The organism is Bradyrhizobium sp. AUGA SZCCT0176 (genome assembly GCF_018130145.1).
In the GTDB taxonomy this organism is placed as follows: Bacteria; Pseudomonadota; Alphaproteobacteria; order Rhizobiales; family Xanthobacteraceae; genus Bradyrhizobium.
In genome coordinates this window covers 239,189-256,265 of sequence record NZ_JAFCMB010000008.1, presented here as the reverse complement: position 1 = coordinate 256,265, position 17,077 = coordinate 239,189, and the positions used below count along the sequence as shown (strand labels likewise).

At 62.4% G+C, this 17,077-nt stretch carries 17 protein-coding genes; 11 read left to right on the top strand and 6 right to left on the bottom strand.

Annotation, left to right across the window (positions count from 1 at the left end; genetic code table 11):
* Nucleotides 1-297 precede the first annotated feature (297 nt).
* Nucleotides 298-1,197 (top strand): DMT family transporter, encoded by a 900-nt coding sequence (locus JQ600_RS21020; protein ID WP_212389669.1) that lies wholly within the window; start codon nucleotides 298-300, stop codon nucleotides 1,195-1,197.
* A 29-nt stretch (nucleotides 1,198-1,226) separates the two neighbouring features.
* Here JQ600_RS21020 and JQ600_RS21015 read toward each other — a convergent pair whose 3' ends face one another.
* Nucleotides 1,227-2,138 (bottom strand): DUF2189 domain-containing protein, encoded by a 912-nt coding sequence (locus JQ600_RS21015; protein WP_212389670.1) that lies wholly within the window; start codon nucleotides 2,136-2,138, stop codon nucleotides 1,227-1,229.
* 545 nt (nucleotides 2,139-2,683) lie between these two features.
* Here JQ600_RS21015 and JQ600_RS21010 point away from each other — a divergent pair.
* The 7 genes from JQ600_RS21010 (at nucleotide 2,684) to JQ600_RS20980 (ending at nucleotide 8,580) form a co-directional block, all read left to right on the top strand.
* Complete coding sequence (locus tag JQ600_RS21010) at nucleotides 2,684-3,517, top strand: cytochrome c oxidase subunit II (RefSeq protein ID WP_212389671.1); 834 nt, start codon at nucleotides 2,684-2,686, stop codon at nucleotides 3,515-3,517.
* Nucleotides 3,518-3,592: 75 nt separating this feature from the next.
* A complete protein-coding gene (locus tag JQ600_RS21005; protein WP_212389672.1) occupies nucleotides 3,593-5,368 on the top strand; it encodes a cbb3-type cytochrome c oxidase subunit I in 1,776 nt (591 codons plus the stop codon).
* A complete protein-coding gene (locus tag JQ600_RS21000; protein WP_212389673.1) occupies nucleotides 5,365-6,069 on the top strand; it encodes a cytochrome c oxidase subunit 3 in 705 nt (234 codons plus the stop codon). Before JQ600_RS21005 ends, JQ600_RS21000 begins: the two co-directional genes overlap by 4 nt.
* A gap of 10 nt (nucleotides 6,070-6,079) precedes the next feature.
* The gene (locus JQ600_RS20995; protein WP_212389674.1) at nucleotides 6,080-6,802 is read left to right on the top strand and encodes a heme-copper oxidase subunit III family protein; all 723 of its coding nucleotides are present in this window, start codon (nucleotides 6,080-6,082) and stop codon (nucleotides 6,800-6,802) included.
* Between the two features lie 9 nt (nucleotides 6,803-6,811).
* Nucleotides 6,812-7,213: a cytochrome C oxidase subunit IV family protein gene (locus tag JQ600_RS20990; protein ID WP_212490078.1), complete on the top strand. Its 402-nt coding sequence runs from the start codon at nucleotides 6,812-6,814 to the stop codon at nucleotides 7,211-7,213.
* 33 nt (nucleotides 7,214-7,246) lie between these two features.
* Nucleotides 7,247-7,540, top strand: coding sequence for a GYD domain-containing protein (locus JQ600_RS20985; protein WP_212389676.1), 294 nt, complete (start codon nucleotides 7,247-7,249; stop codon nucleotides 7,538-7,540).
* Between the two features lie 125 nt (nucleotides 7,541-7,665).
* The gene (locus JQ600_RS20980; RefSeq protein ID WP_212389677.1) at nucleotides 7,666-8,580 is read left to right on the top strand and encodes a heme o synthase; all 915 of its coding nucleotides are present in this window, start codon (nucleotides 7,666-7,668) and stop codon (nucleotides 8,578-8,580) included.
* 502 nt (nucleotides 8,581-9,082) lie between these two features.
* On the opposite strand, the gene JQ600_RS20975 is transcribed toward JQ600_RS20980, so the two are convergent.
* Both JQ600_RS20975 and JQ600_RS20970 read right to left on the bottom strand, forming a co-directional pair.
* Nucleotides 9,083-11,317, bottom strand: coding sequence for a CHASE3 domain-containing protein (locus JQ600_RS20975; protein WP_212490077.1), 2,235 nt, complete (start codon nucleotides 11,315-11,317; stop codon nucleotides 9,083-9,085).
* Between the two features lie 14 nt (nucleotides 11,318-11,331).
* Nucleotides 11,332-11,739, bottom strand: a complete 408-nt coding sequence (locus JQ600_RS20970) for a response regulator (RefSeq protein WP_212262025.1) — start codon at nucleotides 11,737-11,739, stop codon at nucleotides 11,332-11,334.
* Nucleotides 11,740-11,951: 212 nt separating this feature from the next.
* Here JQ600_RS20970 and JQ600_RS20965 point away from each other — a divergent pair, with 212 nt between their 5' ends.
* Nucleotides 11,952-12,815 (top strand): DMT family transporter, encoded by an 864-nt coding sequence (locus tag JQ600_RS20965; protein ID WP_212389679.1) that lies wholly within the window; start codon nucleotides 11,952-11,954, stop codon nucleotides 12,813-12,815.
* A gap of 56 nt (nucleotides 12,816-12,871) precedes the next feature.
* Here JQ600_RS20965 and JQ600_RS20960 read toward each other — a convergent pair whose 3' ends face one another.
* Nucleotides 12,872-13,531: a BA14K family protein gene (locus JQ600_RS20960; RefSeq protein ID WP_212490076.1), complete on the bottom strand. Its 660-nt coding sequence runs from the start codon at nucleotides 13,529-13,531 to the stop codon at nucleotides 12,872-12,874.
* A 288-nt stretch (nucleotides 13,532-13,819) separates the two neighbouring features.
* On the opposite strand from JQ600_RS20960, the gene JQ600_RS20955 reads away from it, so the two are divergent.
* Complete coding sequence (locus tag JQ600_RS20955; RefSeq protein WP_212206654.1) at nucleotides 13,820-14,230, top strand: NADH:ubiquinone oxidoreductase subunit NDUFA12; 411 nt, start codon at nucleotides 13,820-13,822, stop codon at nucleotides 14,228-14,230.
* A gap of 415 nt (nucleotides 14,231-14,645) precedes the next feature.
* Here JQ600_RS20955 and JQ600_RS20950 read toward each other — a convergent pair whose 3' ends face one another.
* Nucleotides 14,646-15,248, bottom strand: a complete 603-nt coding sequence (locus tag JQ600_RS20950; protein WP_212389681.1) for a glutathione S-transferase family protein — start codon at nucleotides 15,246-15,248, stop codon at nucleotides 14,646-14,648.
* Between the two features lie 18 nt (nucleotides 15,249-15,266).
* Complete coding sequence (locus tag JQ600_RS20945) at nucleotides 15,267-15,953, bottom strand: DJ-1/PfpI family protein (RefSeq protein ID WP_212389682.1); 687 nt, start codon at nucleotides 15,951-15,953, stop codon at nucleotides 15,267-15,269.
* Between the two features lie 95 nt (nucleotides 15,954-16,048).
* Between JQ600_RS20945 and JQ600_RS20940 the strand changes: the two genes are divergently transcribed.
* Nucleotides 16,049-16,987 (top strand): GlxA family transcriptional regulator, encoded by a 939-nt coding sequence (locus tag JQ600_RS20940; protein WP_212389683.1) that lies wholly within the window; start codon nucleotides 16,049-16,051, stop codon nucleotides 16,985-16,987.
* Nucleotides 16,988-17,077 lie beyond the last annotated feature (90 nt).

Below are 17,077 nucleotides of genomic sequence, written 5' to 3'. Positions count from 1 at the left end.
ATCGGCCCAAGTATCAGTGAGTCCTCACAGATTCGACAAGGAAAAAAAAGTTGCCGGCCTGTGGAGTGGAGGCTTCTCCCGGCTGTTCACAGGACAAGTATTTATTCGCCTCTTCCGGGCCTTCCGGGATTGCGCTTTGGAGACTCACGTAAGGCTACGGAGAACTCCACCCTGGCATGCCGGCGAGCCGATGGTAGCTAGCCCCGATAAGGGCCAAAGTCGCCGCCGATTCCCTCCGGCTGATTCTTGAGCCGATTCCCTTTTCTCCGATTCTTTTTCGGTCCTTGCCGGTCGTTCATGACAGAGCCTGTGCCACCAGCTGCGCGTGCGCGTATCGCACCCGCCGGCCTTATGTTCCTCGCCATCACCTCGGTGGGGTGGGGCTTTAACTGGCCGGTCACAAAATTCCTGCTCGGCGAACTGCCGCCGCTGACCCTGCGCGGCGTCACGGGGGTGATCGGGGCCTTGCTGCTGGCGGCGCTGGCGCTGCTGCGGGGGCAGACTCTGCGGGTCGACCGGGCGCTGTGGCCGCGGCTGATGCTGGCTGCACTGCTCAATGTCACGGGGTGGATGGTGCTGATGGGGCTGGCGCTGCTGTGGCTGCCGGCCAGCGAAACCGCGCTGATCGCCTATACGATGCCGGTCTGGGCTTCGCTGTTGGCCTGGCCGGTGCTGGGCGAGCGGCCCACTTTATTGCGCACGGTCTCGCTGGTGATGGCGTTCGCAGGCTTGGCTGCCATCATGGGCGGCAATGGGGTAACGGCCTCCGCCGCCAAACTGCCGGGGATCGTGATGGCGCTGGCCGGCTCGATGGGGTTTGCGCTCGGCACGGTGCTGGCCAAGAAACTGCCGCTCGACATGCCGCCGATCCCGGCCGCCGCCTGGCAGATCGGGCTCGGCTGTTTTCCGGTCGCCATCGTCGGCCTCGCCATCGAGACCACGGATCTGGGCAAGGTCAGCCAGATCGGCTGGTGGCTGCTGATCTATTCCACCGTGATCCAGTTCTGCATCGCCTATGTGAGCTGGTTCGCCGCGCTGTCGCGGCTGCCGGCCTCGGTCGCCGCGATCGGCACCATGGCGGTGCCGGTCATCGGCGTGGTGGCCTCGGCGGCAGCCCTTGGCGAGCCGCTGGGCCCGGTCCAGGTCGTGGCGCTGCTGTTCACGCTGGCGGGCGTGGTGCTGGCGACGCGGTCGTAACGGCTTAGCAGCCTCGTATCACTTGTCTCTCACTTCTCGCGGCTCCACGGGAAGAGATTGGCCGGGAAATCCGCGGCGTAGCGGTGTCCTTTGCGCAGGTGAGGTTCTTCCTCCTGTGGAGGATTGGGATCCGGCTCCACCACTTTCCGGTACAGATGCCAGGTGGCGTGACCGAGCAACGGCAGAACGACGGCTAGTCCAACGAACAGCGGCAGCGAACCGATCACCAGCAGCGCCGCGACGATCAGACCCCACGCGGCCATCGCAACCGGATTTTTCATCACCGCCCAGATCGAGGTCCGGATCGCGTCTATCGCCGTCGCATGCCGGTCGAGCATCAACGGAAACGATACGACGCTGACGCACAGGGCCACGACCGCGAACACAAAACCGACGCCGCACCCGACGATGATGAGCGACCATCCTTCCGCCGTCGTCAGCACGCGCGTTGCGAAGTCAGGGATGCTCGCGGCCGGCGCGTGGCCGAAGATCGAAACGTAGATGGCGTTAGCGACGCCGATCCAGGCTCCGAACAGGACGAGCAGGAGTATGCCGAGTTCGATCATGGCGCCGAAAGCCGGCGCGCGCAGCACGTGAAGCGCTTTCGATACGTCGACTTCCTCGCCGCGCTCGCGGCGGCGGCTGAGCTCGTACAGGCCAATCGCGGCAAAAGGTCCAAGCAAGGCAAACCCGGCTGCCAGCGGAAACAGCAGAGGCAGCACCGAATAGCCAAGCACCATCCTGAACAGGGCAAGACCGAGAACGGGATAGATCACGCACACGACGACCGCGTGGCTTGGCATTGCCTTGAAGTCTTCCCAGCCCAGGCGCAGCGCCTCGTGCAGGTCGGATAGTCCGATTTTTCGGATCGGATATGAGGCGGCGTCCCCGAATACGTGCCGTCCAACTCTTGCGATGTTGTCGGAATACAGAGTGGCCATCGACGCACCTCCCGTGCTGAAAGTCGCGGCGCTGAAACGACGCGGTTTCCAGCCACGCGTGTCCGCCGCAAAGTGCGAGAAACGCGATCGAGCCGAGTACGGTAAACCCGAGTTCAACGAAGAGGAGCTTAGCCGGACGAAACTTGTCGCGACCTGCAGAGCCAGATTAACGCGATTGCGGTTAGGCAGCGCTCACGGTTCGGTGAAGTGTGCACGTTGGCAGTCATTTGGTGCGTTGCGTGCAAACGATTGTGCCGGCTGACGCGCGCTTGGCTGCGGCAGCCGTTTGGCGCACTCCGACGAGGTAGTCCTCTATTGATCTATTGACGCGCGGCTGGACAGGTATCATCTTAATTTCTGACGCCCCGGATCTGATGGTTAGCGGTCGTAACGTGTGCTCCGTGCCACGTTTGGATGTCGCGACCGGTCATATGGGCGAGGCAAGACACACTGCGATGGCGCATGTGAAGTCGGCCATCGAGATAGTGTGAGCTGCGCCCTTTAATCCCGTCTCCGTTGCCTTGAATGGCAAGGAGGGCTGAAGGATGGTTGTCGCACTCATACTGCTTCTGGTCGCAGTCGGCTCGGTGCTGTTTCACATCTACAGCCCGTGGTGGTGGACGCCGATCGCCACCAACTGGAGCTACATCGACCACACCATCAGCATCACCTTCTGGATCACCGGAGCGGTGTTCTTCGCGGTCATCGCGTTCATGGCCTATTGCGTCTTCCGCTTTCATCACAAGGAGGGAAGGCGGGCAGCCTACAATCCCGAAAACAAGAAGCTCGAATGGTGGCTCACCATCGGGACTGCGGTCGGCGTCGGAGCCATGTTGGCGCCGGGCCTCGTCGTCTGGCATCAGTTCGTCACGGTTCCGGCTGACGCCACCGAGATCGAGGTCATGGGCCAGCAGTGGCAATGGAGCTTCCGCCTGCCGGGGAAGGATGGCCGGATGGGCACAACCAATGTCCGCAACATCAGTCCCGAAAACCCGATGGGCTTGAATCGCGACGATCCGAATGGACAAGACGACGTCGTGATCGAAAGCGGCGACTTGCACCTTCCGATCGGGAAGCCGGTCAAGGTTTTGCTCCGCTCCCTCGATGTCCTGCACAATTTCTATGTGCCCGAATTCCGGGCCAAGATGGATATGGTTCCTGGCATGGTCACCTATTTCTGGATGACCCCGATCCGTACCGGAACGTTTGATGTGCTCTGCGCCGAGCTATGCGGCGTGGCGCACGCGCAGATGCGGGCCAAGGTCATCGTCCAGGAGGTGAGCGAATATCACGCCTGGCTGGAGACGCAGAAGACGTTTGCAGAACTGTCAGGCCGAAAGGCCGTGACGAAGGCGACGTACAAATCCGGCGGCAACTAACAAAGCGCCGCCGCGAAGATTGATCGGGCGCGTGAACTCATCGCCCCCGATGGAAACGACCAAGGAGGGTTTTCTATGGTCGACGTCCCATATGACGCACGCGCAGACGCGCCGCCTGCCGAAGTGCCGGAGGTTGAGCTTTATCACCCCAGAAGCTGGTGGACGCAGTACGTCTTTTCGCAGGACGCCAAAGTCATCGCCATCCAGTACTCGCTGACGGCGTCCGCAATCGGGCTGGTAGCCCTGGTACTGTCGTGGCTGATGCGACTGCAGCTGGGATTTCCCGGCACGTTTTCCTTTATCGATGCAAGCCAGTACCTCCAGTTCATCACCATGCACGGCATGATCATGGTGATCTATCTGCTCACGGCATTGTTCCTGGGCGGTTTCGGCAACTACCTCATCCCGCTGATGGTCGGCGCCCGGGACATGGTTTTCCCCTATGTGAACATGCTGAGCTACTGGATCTACCTGCTCGCAGTCCTGGTGTTGGCGTCGACCTTCTTCGTGCCTGGCGGGCCCACCGGCGCCGGCTGGACGCTCTACCCACCGCAGGCGGTTCTCTCCGGCACCCCCGGGCAGGATTGGGGCATCGTTCTCATGCTGGTCTCGCTGATCCTGTTCATCATCGGCTTCACCATGGGCGGGCTGAATTATGTGGTGACGGTGCTGCAGGCGCGTACACGCGGCATGACGTTGATGCGGATGCCGTTGACGGTGTGGGGCATTTTCACCGCCACCGTGATGGCGCTGCTGGCCTTCCCGGCGCTGTTCGTCGCCTCGGTCATGATGCTGTTCGACCGTCTGCTGGGAACCAGCTTCTTCATGCCCGCACTCGTCGAGATGGGCCAGCAGATGAAGTATGGCGGGGGCAGCCCGATCCTGTTCCAGCACCTTTTCTGGTTCTTCGGTCATCCGGAAGTCTACATCGTCGCCTTGCCGGCCTTCGGCATCGTTTCCGATCTGATCAGCACCCACGCGCGAAAGAACATCTTCGGCTATCGCATGATGGTTTGGGCGATCGTGGGAATCGGCGCTCTCAGCTTCGTCGTATGGGCGCACCACATGTATGTGAGCGGCATGCACCCGAAATTCGGGTTCTTCTTCGCCACCACGACGCTCATCATCGCCATCCCGACCGCCATCAAGGTCTACAACTGGGTGCTGACCCTGTGGCGCGGCGACATTCATCTCACCGTTCCGATGCTGTTCGCCCTCGGCTTCATCATCACGTTCGTGAACGGCGGGCTCACGGGCCTCTTCCTCGGCAACGTCGTCGTGGACGTTCCGCTTTCGGATACCATGTTCGTCGTCGCGCATTTCCACATGGTGATGGGCGTGGCGCCGATCATGGTCGTGCTGGGCGCGATCTATCATTGGTACCCCAAGGTCACCGGGCGGATGCTCGATGACTGGATGGGCAAGTTTCATTTCTGGGTGACGTTCCTTGGCGCCTATCTGATCTTCTTCCCCATGCATTACATTGGACTGCTCGGCGTTCCGCGCCGGTATCACGACATCGGCGATACGTCGTTTATCCCGGCATCGACCCATACGTTGAATGCCTTCATCACCGTCATGGCGTTGATCGTGGGCTTCGCCCAGATGGTGTTCCTGTTCAATCTTGTCTGGAGCCTGTTCAAGGGCAGGCCGTCGGGCGGCAATCCATGGCGGGCGACAACATTGGAGTGGCAGACGCCGGAAACCCCGCCCGGCCACGGCAACTGGGGCAAGGAGCTCCCGGTGGTCTACCGATGGGCGTATGACTACAGCGTGCCCGGTGCTGCGGAGGACTTCATTCCGCAGAACCAGCCGCGGGCGACGCCGGCCCTGCAGGGAGCTGCTCCGTGAGCGCCATCATCCTGTTCATGGCGGTGATAACGGTCATCGTCGGATGGTGGCTCTCGCAGCAACGGCTGACAGCCAAACCCTGGCTGGAAGAAGGTTCGATCGATGATTTCCCGGGCACGGGTGCAGTGACCTTGCCGGCAGCCAAGATCGGACTGGGCGTGTTTCTCGCTGTCGCCGGCTCGCTGTTCGCACTCTTCATCAGCGCTTACTCGATGCGCATGAACATGGCGGACTGGCGCACGATGCCCGTGCCTTCGCTGCTGTGGTTCAACACGGGCGTCCTGGTCCTGAGCAGTATTGCGTTGCAATGGGCACACGTCGCCGCGCACCGGAACAATATGGACGGTGTGATCGTCGGCCTCTGCGCAGGCGGCGCGTCCGCGGTTACATTCCTGATTGGGCAACTGCTGGCGTGGCAACAGCTGCGCGCAGCGGGTTATTTCGTCGCGTCCAATCCAGCCAATTCCTTCTTCTACATGATGACCGCGGCGCACGGGCTGCACCTGATGGGCGGTCTGGTGGCGCTCGGCAGAGCGACTGCCAGGGTGTGGCGCGGCGCCGAGATGGCCCAGGTGCGCCTGAGCGTGGAGCTCTGCACGATCTACTGGCACTTCCTGCTGTTGGTGTGGCTGGTCTTGCTTGGTCTGCTGACGGGCTGGACGGACGATTTCGTCGACATCTGTCGCCGGTTGCTCACCTAGGAGAGACTAGATGGCAGAAACTGTGCTGACAAACCCTGGAGAATCGCCCGCGCAGACCGCCGGCTTGCGGGGCATTGCCGACGACTGGTCCTCGGATCAGCGCGCGTTCAAGAATGTCTCTTGGGGGAAGGCCATGATGTGGATCTTCCTCCTGAGCGACACCTTTATCTTCAGCTGTTTTTTGCTGTCCTACATGACCGCGCGAATGTCCACGACGGTGCCGTGGCCGAATCCGAGCGAGGTGTTCGCTCTCGAGATCGCGGGGCACCATATCCCGCTCATCCTGATCGCCATCATGACCTTCGTCCTGATCTCCAGCAGCGGTACCATGGCGATGGCCGTCAATTTCGGTTACCGCCGCGATCGCGTCAAAACCGCCGTCTTGATGCTGGTCACAGCGGCACTTGGCGCAACGTTCGTCGGAATGCAGGCCTTCGAATGGACCAAGCTGATCATGGAGGGCGTACGGCCCTGGGAAAACCCCTGGGGCGCGGCGCAGTTCGGCTCGAGCTTCTTCATGATCACCGGCTTCCACGGCACTCACGTGACGTTCGGTGTGATTTTCCTGATCGCCATCGCGCGAAAGGTCTGGCGGGGAGACTTCGACGTCGAAAGGCGCGGCTTCTTCACGAGCAGAAAGGGACACTACGAGATCGTCGAAATCATGGGCCTCTACTGGCACTTCGTCGATCTGGTGTGGGTGTTCATCTTTGCCTTCTTTTATCTTTGGTGAGGTCGGCGCATGACAAACGTGGCGGTACATCTGGAAGCCCAGCAACCTTCGCTGCACGCGCATGTGCATGACGTGCCCGCATCAGGAGCCACGCACGCAAAGGGCCAGCAGCACCCGATCAAGCTCTATCTCGTGGTCTGGGGATGGCTGTTCGTCCTCAGCGCCTGCTCCTATCTCGTCGACTACTTTCACTTCCAGGGCTATCTCAGATGGTCGCTGATCCTGCTGTTCATGGTGTTGAAGGCCGGCTTGATCGTCGCCGTCTTCATGCACATGGCCTGGGAGCGGCTGGCGTTGAGCTATGCCATCCTGCTGCCGCCGGTGCTGGTGTTGGTGTTCGTGGCGATCATGGTGTTCGAATCCGACTATACGCACCTCATCCGGGTCTCGTTCTTCGCGCCTGCGACGTAGGCGCCGTTGCCTCGTGCCAAATGGAGGATGGCCATGACCACATATGTCATGCTTGCAAACTGGACCGAGCAAGGCATTCTGAAGGTGAAGGACTCGCCCAGCCGTCTGGACGCAGCAAAGAAAGCGCTCAAGGATATGAGCGGCGAGTTCAAATTCTTTTTCCTTACCATGGGCGACTTTGACATCGTCGCGATCTACGAAGCTCCTGATGACGCCGTGGCGGCGCGTTTCAGCCTGCAGCTGGGCCTGCAGGGAAACATCCGGACGCGCACGCTGAAAGCGTTTCCCGAAACGGCCTATCGGGAAATCATCAAATCGCTGGGCTAGACGGCACAACGGTATGCTCGTGAATTTTTCAGAGCTGGTTTTGCAAAGGGATCTTTCAGGACGATCGCATCGGTTTTTACGACGCAGACGTCGCCATGTCGCCGGCAAGAGGAGGCATTAATCTCATGCAGATCAATCGTTCGATTCTCCTTCGCGGGAGCTACGCCAGCATCGGGGACTATGTCGCGCTGACGAAACCGCGCGTTATGTCGCTGGTCGTCTTTACCGCACTGGTTGGTCTTATGGTCGCGCCAGGCGACATCGATCCCTTCGCCGGTGCCGTTGCTCTTCTTTGCATAGCCGCCGGGGCTGGCGCCGCAGGTGCGCTCAATATGTGGTACGACGCCGACATCGATGCGGTGATGGCGCGTACCGCCATGCGTCCGATTCCCAGCGGCCGTGTATCGCGCCCGGAAGCATTGGTTTTCGGATTGACGCTTGGAATGTGCGCCATCCTGGCCCTCGGCACTTTGCTGAACATGGCCGCGGCTGCGCTGCTGGCTTTCACAATTTTCTTCTATGTCGTCGTCTACACGATGTGGCTCAAACGCCGAACACCGCAGAATATCGTCATTGGCGGTGCGGCTGGTGCACTCCCTCCGGTGATCGGCTGGGTTGCGGCCACGGGAAGTGTCGGGCTCGAACCGCTCATCCTGTTCCTGATCATCTTCCTGTGGACGCCACCCCACTTCTGGGCATTGTCGCTCAATCTTGCCGGAGAATATGCCAGAGCCGGGGTGCCGATGTTGCCGGTCGTAGCCGGCAAGGCCGAAACAAAGCGCCAGATTCTTCTTTATAGCGTTGTTCTGGCTCCGATCTCGCTGACACCCTGGGCGCTGGGGTTTGCGGGCGCCATCTATGGCGCGGCTGCAGCGATGCTTGGCGCGATCATGATTTTTCTCTCATGGCAACTACGTCGGAGCGACGACGGCAAGGAAAGGCGGCCCGCTCGTCGCCTGTTCGTGTTTTCGATGCTCTATCTGGTCCTTCTTTTTGGTGTGTTGTTGATGAATGCTGTACCCTCCGCTCAGTCCCACTAGCCAACGCTGATCGAACAAAAAGGCCCCGGATCGCTCCGGGGCCTTTGGGTCATTTGAAGGACTGCAATCCGCACTTCACTGGTTCGACTTTGATGCCGCGGCGCGGCGCTGTTCATTGTTTGCAAGTGCACCCGTGGCGAGGCTAGAAACCGGACCCCGACACCAACAGAATTGCACCGATCACCATAAGGAGAATGCCCGGACAGTTCGTTCCCAGCCCCAGGAATCGGAGGCTGCGCCGTGGCGGCTCCAGAGTGCCGCGAACCGGCCGGGAGGAGTCCGGGCCGCTGAGCGATCCCCGCCAAATAGCGGTGCGTGCCATGTACAGCATTCCGCCGAGAACGAGCAGCGCGCCAAGTCCCATCAGGAACATTTTCGCCTCTCAGTTCATGGTTGCCACGTACAACAGAACCAGGATTCAAGCGCCAGGTGGTAGGATTCGTTCCGGGCTACGCGCTAATGAGTCCGCGCGGTTCTGCTTCACTCTGAACCGATAAGGCCTCTAGTCCAGCGCCTGGCGGATCATTTTTGCCAGCTGCGACTTGCGATAGGGTTTGCTCAGCAGCAAGACGCCGGGGTCGAGCCGCCCCTGGTGCACGATCGCGTTGTCGGTATATCCAGAGGTATACAGCACTCTTATACCGGGCCGGTGTTTGACGACTTCGTCGGCGAGCTGCCTGCCGGACATGCCGTTGGGCAGGATCACGTCGGTGAACAAAAGGTCGAACGGCAATCCGTTTTTCACGGCCTGCAGCGCCGAAGGGCCGTCCGATGTATCGAGGGTCTGGTAGCCGAGGGTCTGCAACTGCGTGGTGACGAAGTTGCGCACCAGATCATCGTCCTCCACCACCAGGATGGTTTCGGCGCCGCCGACCAGTGGCGCGGCCGCAACCACGGCCGCCGGCGCCTGGCTGCGGGCGGGCGGCAGATAAAGCTTGATCGTGGTGCCGTGGCCTTCCTCGCTGTAGATCCGGATGTGGCCGCCGGACTGCTTGACGAAGCCGTAGACCATGCTCATGCCGAGGCCGGTACCCTTGCCGACTTCCTTGGTGGTGAAGAACGGCTCGAACACCTTGTCCTGGATCTCCTTGGACATGCCGGTGCCGCTGTCGCTGACCGCCAGCATTACGTACGGGCCGGGCAGCACGTCGGGATTGGCCTGCGCATAGGCCTCGTCGAGCACGACGTTGCGGGTCTCCAGCAACAGCTTGCCGCCTTCGGGCATCGCATCGCGGGCATTGATCGCCATGTTGAGCAGCGAGTTCGCCAGCTGCGAGGGATCGATATGCGCGGCCGCAACCTCCGGCTCGAGGATCGAGTCGATCTCGATGTGTTCGCCGAGGGTAGGGCGCAGCAGCTTGGCGATGTCGAGGACGGTGCCGTTGACGTCGATATTGCGCGGCTGAAGCGGTTGCCGGCGCGCGAACGCCAAAAGATGCTGGATCAGCTCGATGCAGCGTTCCGCTGCCACGTCGATCAGCTCGGCGGTTTTCCGCAGCGCCGGCTGGTCCTCGAGTGCGCCGACCAGCCTTTCGGTGGTGCCGGTGATGACGGTCAGCATGTTGTTGAAATCGTGGGCGACGCCGCCGGTCAGTTTGCCGATGGCGTCGAGTTTTTGCGATTGCTGCAGCTTGCGCTCGATTTCGCGCGTCGCGGTGATGTCATGATAGAGCAAAGCCGCGCCGCTGATGGCGCGCGATGCGTCGCGCAGCGGCCGGCCGCTGATGACGAGGTGAACCGGCGCGTTGCCGCTCTTGGGCCGCACCACGATTTCGGTGGCGTCGAACTCCTCGCCGCGCAACGCACGCGCCGCCGGCATCTCCCGGGTGGGCAGCGGCGTGACGCCGTCGGCACGAAAGACGGTGCTCAGCTGCCGCAGCAGTTCCACGGTCATGCCCGGACGGTAGCGCAGCATCTTTTCCGCAGCCGGGTTGGAGAGCAGCACGCGGCCCTTGGTGTCGATGACAAGCACCGCCTCGGCCATGCTGTGAAAGGTGCTCTGCATCACTTCGGTCGAATGCCGGAGTTCCTCGTGGGCCGTGACCAGGTGCCCGGTGCGTTCCGCGACCGCGGCCTCCAGCGCCTCGTTGGTGGCCTTGGTTGCAGTGAGGGAGTCTTGCAACTCACGACGTGACCTGCCGGTCGAGCGCGTGAGGACGGTCGCAAGGATCAGGATCAGCAGCACGCAAGCCAGGTCAACCGCCAGCAGGAAGCCGCCGTTGGCTTCGGACTGGGTACGCCGGAGCGTGAGACGCCTTCGCTCTTCGGCGACGGTCTTTGCCAGATTTTCGCCGATCGTCTCCGTCGCCTTGCGGTCCTCGTCATTGGCCAGCAATGCGGCGATTCTCGTCTGGTCGCCCGCATTCTTGAGCCTGATCAACTCGCCACCCGTCACAATCTGGCGAGCCACCTGGGCCTTGGCTTCCTCGAGCAGCTGGGTTTGGCCGGGATTGCCCTCGATGGTCTTGATCAGGTCATCGAAGGCCGGCAGGATTGCGTCACTGGACTCGTTATATTCCTTCACGAAGTCCGGGTTGCCGGTGAGCGCAAAGCCGCGTGCAGCACTTTCGGCGCGGCGCAACAGCGGCCGGATGTCCGAGATCCTCTTCAGCACTTCCAGGGCATGGTCGACGGCAGCCGTATCGGCCCGCGACTTCAGGTCGAGACCAATGGAGGCAGCACCGATAAGGATGAGGATCGCGAGGCCGATTCCAAGGATGATACGCTGCGAGAGCATTGACGCTTTTATTTTCATCTTTTCGAGAGGCGCGCAGACTGTACCGGTTTCGTGAGGCATTCGCGGACGCTGGTCAACAGCGCGTTGGGCGTGAACGGCTTGCGCAGGCAGCATGCCGCGCCGAGTTCGATGGTCAACCGCAGCAAATCGGGCGCCCGGTCGGTATTGGCGAAGGCGTAGCCCGACATCGCAATGATCGGAACCTCGGGCCGGCGCTCGTGGAACGTCCGAATTGATTCAAACCCGTGCATGTGCGGCATGAAGACGTCGATCAGCATCACGTCGAAATCGGACGCTTCGAGCGCCTGCATCCCGGCCTCACCACCATCGGCAATGGTGACCTCGAAACCCTGGCTGTGCAGACAAACTTCGATGGCAACGCAAACCATCGGGTCGTCATCGACCACGAGAACGCGCGGCACGAGGATTCCTTTTGCTCAGGCTGCAGTCGGCGACTCGCAAAACCCCTGACGAGGATTAAGTCGGAACGTTGACTAGTCGTCTGTATGATAGAGTGCATATAAGATTTGCCTAGAGGCGAATTCGGTAGTCTGTGTCAGAACTAGAACAAATGCGTCCCCGGTTCCGGATCTAACCCGCCGTGTCCATACATCGCCCAGCGGGTGGTCCGCGAATGTCACCGCTCGGCCTCATCGTCCTGTCGATCGCCTCGGTGGGCTGGGGCCTCAACTTCCCGATCATGAAACATCTGCTGACCGAATGGCCGCCGCTGTCGTCGCGCGGCCTGTGCGGCATCGTCGGCGCTGCAGCCCTCGCGTTGATCGCGCTGGCGCGGCAGGAGACGCTCCGCGTTCCCAGGGGAATGTGGCTGCGGCTGTTGCTGGTTTCCGCGTTGTCGCTCGGCGGCTGGGTTGCGTTCATGGGGCTCGCATTGCTGTGGCTGAGTGCCAGCGAGGCTGCGGTGCTCGGCATCTCGATCCCGGTCTGGGTGGCGTTTCTGGCGTGGCCGATCCTCGGCGAACGGCTGTCGCTGCTGCGTGCCCTTTCCTTGACGGTCGCGCTGGCCGGCATTGCGGTGCTGATCGGCGGCAATGGCTTCGACGCCAGCGTCGAGAAGCTGCCGGGAATCCTGTGTGCCCTGGCGGGCGCCGTTTGCGTCGGGCTCGGCACCGTTCTGACCAAGCATTTTCCGCTTGCGATGCCGCCGCTGCCACTGGCCGCCTGGCAGATCGGCCTCGGCTGCCTGCCGATCGCGATCATCGGGCTCGCCGTCGAACAGCCGCAACTGGCGGCGCTCTCCGGGATCGGCTGGGCCTCGATGGTCTACATCACGCTGATCCAGTTTTGCCTGTGCTACGTCTGCTGGTTCGCAGCGCTGGAGCGGCTGCCGGCGGCGACCGCGTCGATCGGCACCCTGCTGGTACCGGTGGTCGGCGTGGTGGCGGCGGCGGCCATGCTGAATGAGCCGTTGGGCCTGCGCGAGGTCGCAGCCCTGGTGATCACGCTCGGCGGCGTCGCGGTGGCGCTACGCGCATGAAAAGAGCGGCGCATCGGAATGCGCCGCTCTCCCAATTCAGGTTAACTGGGCTCGCGTTACGGGCAGGGATGCCGCTGCCCGTCATAGCCGAGATAGGTTTGCGACCGGACATCGTAGGAGCGATATTTCGCCCTGCAGGAAGCAACCGTGTCGCCGCCGGGGACCACCGCCACCACGCCGTCATCGGCATATTCGTCGCCGTAGTAGTAGGGATCGTTGTAGTAGCCGTAGCTGCTGCCGTAGTAGCCAAGCCCGCTGCCGATAACGGCGCCGGCTGCGAAACCGGGGTAGAAACCGCCGTGGCGATGGCGATGATGATGGCGATAGCCGCCGCCTTGATAGACGCCGCCACCGCCGCTAAACCTCGGGCCGGGGGCCACACCGCCGCCGATGACGCCGCCGCCACCGCCGCCACGAATGCCGCCTGCCATCGGTGGGGGCGCACCGCCACCGCCGCGGAAGCCGCCGCCACCGCCACCAATCACCGCTCCGCCGCCGCCACCGCGGAAACCACCGCCGCCGCCACCGATAGCCGCTCCGCCGCCACCACCACCACCGATTGCGGCTCCGCCGCCACCGCCGCGGCCGCCACCACCGCCTCCGCCGCCACCCCCGGCGCTAGGCGGGGCTTGCGCGAAGCTTGGGTTGGGCAGCACGGTCGGTGCAACGAGTGCCGCGATCGCTGCGGCAGAACATAAAACTTTCAAACTGATCATTGTCGGCTCCATCTCCGGGATACGGACCTAACCATTTCAGGAGAAAGGCGTTCCCGAGCCAGCGCACGGATCGTGCGCAGCGCTGAACCTGTCAGGCAGGAACTGTATGCCAAATGAACGGATCGTTCTGATTCCGCGACAATTGGACGCCAAAAACGGGCGCAAAGACGGACACGCCACGATCTGGCCAAGGTCCGGCGGGGTCTGCCGTAATTGGCGATCGCGTCTGGACAATCGGGCGCGCCGATGGCATCACCGGCTCAGCCTTCTCGAACCGGCCGAGCCCTCATGAAGCTGTTTCTGCTCAAAATATTCACCTGGTGGAACGGCCAGACCTTCGGCACCCAGTTGTGGACGTGGCGCTTCGGCGAACTGGTCGGCCAGGACGAGCAGGGCAACACCTATTATCGCACCAAGGGCGGCAAGATCGATCCGACGCTCGGCTTCCAGCGGCGCTGGGTGGTCTACAACGGCTATGCCGAAGCGACGAGGGTGCCGCCGTCATGGCACGGCTGGCTGCATCACACCGTCGATGTCGCCCCGACCGAAGAGACGTACACCCCGCGCGAGTGGGAAAAGCCGCACCAGCCGAACCTGACCGGCACATCGGCTGCCTACCGTCCATCCGGCTCGACGCTGGCGAGCGGCCGCCGTCCGAAGGCGACCGGCGACTACCAGCCCTGGACGCCGGGAAGCTGATAGACAGCTGATCCACCGTTATGTTGAGCGCGGACGACCATGCGGCATGGCACGCGTCGTGAGCGTGGATGCGTCGTTCGCCTGTGAATAACGGGAACAGCGGGGACACCGGCTGCTGCGTGCTTGCGCACTTTCCCCGTTCGCCGTTCAATGAACCCATCTTACGGAGATGGGAAACCATCGCGTACGGTTCGGGCTCCAGTTCGCGACTGTCCCGATGAGCAGCGGCACCCGATCAGGATACGGCTGGGAGATAGGCCCCCGGTGCAGAGGTTCTGAAATCGCCCGTCAATGTGGCGCCGCCGTAGGAAAGGAAAGGCCGTCTGGGCAACCAGGCGGCCTTTTTCTTTTTGCATGACTGATGAAGCTAGCTTTCCGCTCAATGAGGCTGCTGGCAGGCGATGAGGCCGCGGCGTCAGGGCTCGGTCGTTCGAAAAGGTGACTCGTCCGCGAGCTTCCTGGTCAAGGCGCGCAGGCGCGGCATTGCCTTGTCCGTATCGATTCCCACGCCACGCGCGAGCCGTTCGGCTACAAATGCCGTCACGTCCGCTTGGGTCAAACGACCGAGCAGCAAATAAGGCGTGTCTGGTACGATCATGACATCGACCGCTGCCAGTGCATTCGTCATCTGTGCCACGCAATCGTCGAACCAAGGTTGATGTTGCTTCTCGGGAGGATGGTGGTTGCGCTCGTAAGCGGCTTGAAGTCCCTTGTCGCACGCGCCCATCATGATCGCCGCAACCTTCAGGACGGCCCGTCGGTCGGATCCCGCAGCGGGCGTTAATGCGCGGTCGCGACCGAAGGTCTCATCGAGATGGTCGACGATAGCACTGCTATCGACCAGCACGTCGCCATCATCGAGCACCAGCGCCGGGATGCGACCGAGTGGATTGGAGGCTCGCACCTCGGCGCGATCATTGAAGCCGGAGATTGGCAGCTGCTCGTACGGTATCCCGTAAGCCCTGAGCGTGATGGCCACGCGGCGGGTGAATGGCGAGCGATTAACCCCGATGAGCATCATTTTTCCGGCCGTCCGTTACGTCATCCTTGCGGCGGCGCGGCCGATCATTTCGCCGCGGCGGAGCTGCGCCGTCGCCATCCGCTCCTTCATCAGCGCGAGGATTTCCGGCGGCGCGGTGTCGGGCGAGCCTGAGTTGAACGGCGGCGCCGGGTTATATTCGAGCCGGAGCTGGATCGCTTCCGCGGTCCGCCGGTCGACCAGCAGCGACACCAGCGTCAGCGCGAAATCGATCCCTGCGGTGACGCCGCCGCCGGTGACGCGGTTGCGGTCGACGCAGACGCGGGTCCTGGTCGGCGTCGCACCGAACGCGGAGAGAAAATCCATCGCGGTCCAGTGCGTCGCCGCGCGATATCCCTTCAGCAGGCCGGCCGCACCCAGCACCAACGATCCCGTGCAGACCGAGGTGATGTATTTGGCGCCCTCGGCCTGCTTGCGCAGGAATGCCAGCATCTCCTCGTCATTGACCATGTCGTCGGTGCCGAAACCGCCGGGCACGCAGATGACGTCGAGCTGCGGGCAATCCGCAAAGGTCACCGTCGGCGTGATCGTCAGGACGGAGTCGCTGGGCACAGGCTCGGTGCGCTTCCAGATCAGATGCACCTGTGCGCCCGGCACGCTGGAGAACACCTGCAGCGGCCCTGTGAAATCGAGCTGGGTCACCTTTGGAAACAACACGAGACCGATCTGAAGCGGCGCCGACATGAGGACCTCCCTGATTTCACTTGACCCGTGCATCCTGACATGGTGGCTTGTTGTCAGAAATGCCATATTTCCCTCATTTAAGGACATAACCTCAAATGATCGGTGTGCTGATCTTTCCGGACTTTCAGTTGCTCGATGCCGCGGGGCCGATTTCGGTGTTCGAAATCGCCGCGCGCTTCGCAGGTGCGGCGCCTGCGATCAGGACTTTGGCGGCGACGCCGGGTCCGGTGCGCAGCACCTCCGGCGTCGAGATGCTGGCGCGTGGCTTCAAACCTTCCAACGCGATCACGACCTTGATCGTGGCGGGCGGCGAGGGCGTGCGAACGGCGGCGATCTGTCCAAAGACGCTGGCTTTCGTGCGTGCGTTGGCCAGGCGCGGCGTCCGCGTCGCCAGCGTTTGCTCCGGCGCTTACGTTCTGGCGGAGGCCGGCCTGCTCGACGGACGCCGCGCCACCACGCATTGGCAGCGCACGCGGCACTTCGTGTCGGCCTATCCGAAAGTGAAGCTGGAAGCCGATCGGATCTACACACGCGACGGCAATGTCTGGACCTCTGCGGGGATATCAGCGGGCATCGATCTGGCGCTCGCGATGGTCGTCGAGGATTACGGTGACGAGATCGCGCAGCGAACCGCAAAGCAGCTCGTGCTGTACCACCGCCGCAGCGGCGGCCAGTCGCAATTCTCGTCGCTGCTGGAATTGAAGTCGCCGACCGGACGGTTCGGACCGTTGCTGGCCTGGGCGCGCGAACATCTCGATGCGCCGCTCACGGTGGAGGACATGGCCGAGCAGGCCGGCATGAGTTCGCGGCATTTCACCCGCGCTTTCATTGCCGAGACCGGCACCACGCCCTCAAAGGCGGTCGAGCGGTTGCGGATCGAGGTGGCGCGGCAGCGCGTGCAGTCGTCCAGCGAGGCGATTGAACGCGTTGCCGAGACCACCGGCTTTCGCGATCCGGAGCGGATGCGCCGCGCCTTCATCCGCGCCTTCGGCCAGCCGCCGCAATCGCTGCGGCGTGCGGCACGCGCGGGGTGATCTTGTCGCTCTCCCGACAAGGGCGCGTCGCGGTACCGGACGTCAGGTTCATCCCGGCGGGCAGAAATTTTTGAAAGCCTCGCACTGAAC

Excerpts from the sequence above, each read along its gene's own strand:
- JQ600_RS21020 (WP_212389669.1), top strand. The coding sequence starts at position 298 with ATGACAGAGCCTGTGCCACCAGCTGCGCGTGCGCGTATCGCACCCGCC.
- JQ600_RS21015 (WP_212389670.1), bottom strand. The coding sequence starts at position 2,138 with ATGGCCACTCTGTATTCCGACAACATCGCAAGAGTTGGACGGCACGTA.
- JQ600_RS21010 (WP_212389671.1), top strand. The coding sequence starts at position 2,684 with ATGGTTGTCGCACTCATACTGCTTCTGGTCGCAGTCGGCTCGGTGCTG.
- JQ600_RS21005 (WP_212389672.1), top strand. The coding sequence starts at position 3,593 with ATGGTCGACGTCCCATATGACGCACGCGCAGACGCGCCGCCTGCCGAA.
- JQ600_RS20995 (WP_212389674.1), top strand. The coding sequence starts at position 6,080 with ATGGCAGAAACTGTGCTGACAAACCCTGGAGAATCGCCCGCGCAGACC.
- JQ600_RS20990 (WP_212490078.1), top strand. The coding sequence starts at position 6,812 with ATGACAAACGTGGCGGTACATCTGGAAGCCCAGCAACCTTCGCTGCAC.
- JQ600_RS20985 (WP_212389676.1), top strand. The coding sequence starts at position 7,247 with ATGACCACATATGTCATGCTTGCAAACTGGACCGAGCAAGGCATTCTG.
- JQ600_RS20980 (WP_212389677.1), top strand. The coding sequence starts at position 7,666 with ATGCAGATCAATCGTTCGATTCTCCTTCGCGGGAGCTACGCCAGCATC.
- JQ600_RS20975 (WP_212490077.1), bottom strand. The coding sequence starts at position 11,317 with ATGCTCTCGCAGCGTATCATCCTTGGAATCGGCCTCGCGATCCTCATC.
- JQ600_RS20965 (WP_212389679.1), top strand. The coding sequence starts at position 11,952 with ATGTCACCGCTCGGCCTCATCGTCCTGTCGATCGCCTCGGTGGGCTGG.
- JQ600_RS20960 (WP_212490076.1), bottom strand. The coding sequence starts at position 13,531 with ATGATCAGTTTGAAAGTTTTATGTTCTGCCGCAGCGATCGCGGCACTC.
- JQ600_RS20955 (WP_212206654.1), top strand. The coding sequence starts at position 13,820 with ATGAAGCTGTTTCTGCTCAAAATATTCACCTGGTGGAACGGCCAGACC.
- JQ600_RS20950 (WP_212389681.1), bottom strand. The coding sequence starts at position 15,248 with ATGCTCATCGGGGTTAATCGCTCGCCATTCACCCGCCGCGTGGCCATC.
- JQ600_RS20945 (WP_212389682.1), bottom strand. The coding sequence starts at position 15,953 with ATGTCGGCGCCGCTTCAGATCGGTCTCGTGTTGTTTCCAAAGGTGACC.
- JQ600_RS20940 (WP_212389683.1), top strand. The coding sequence starts at position 16,049 with ATGATCGGTGTGCTGATCTTTCCGGACTTTCAGTTGCTCGATGCCGCG.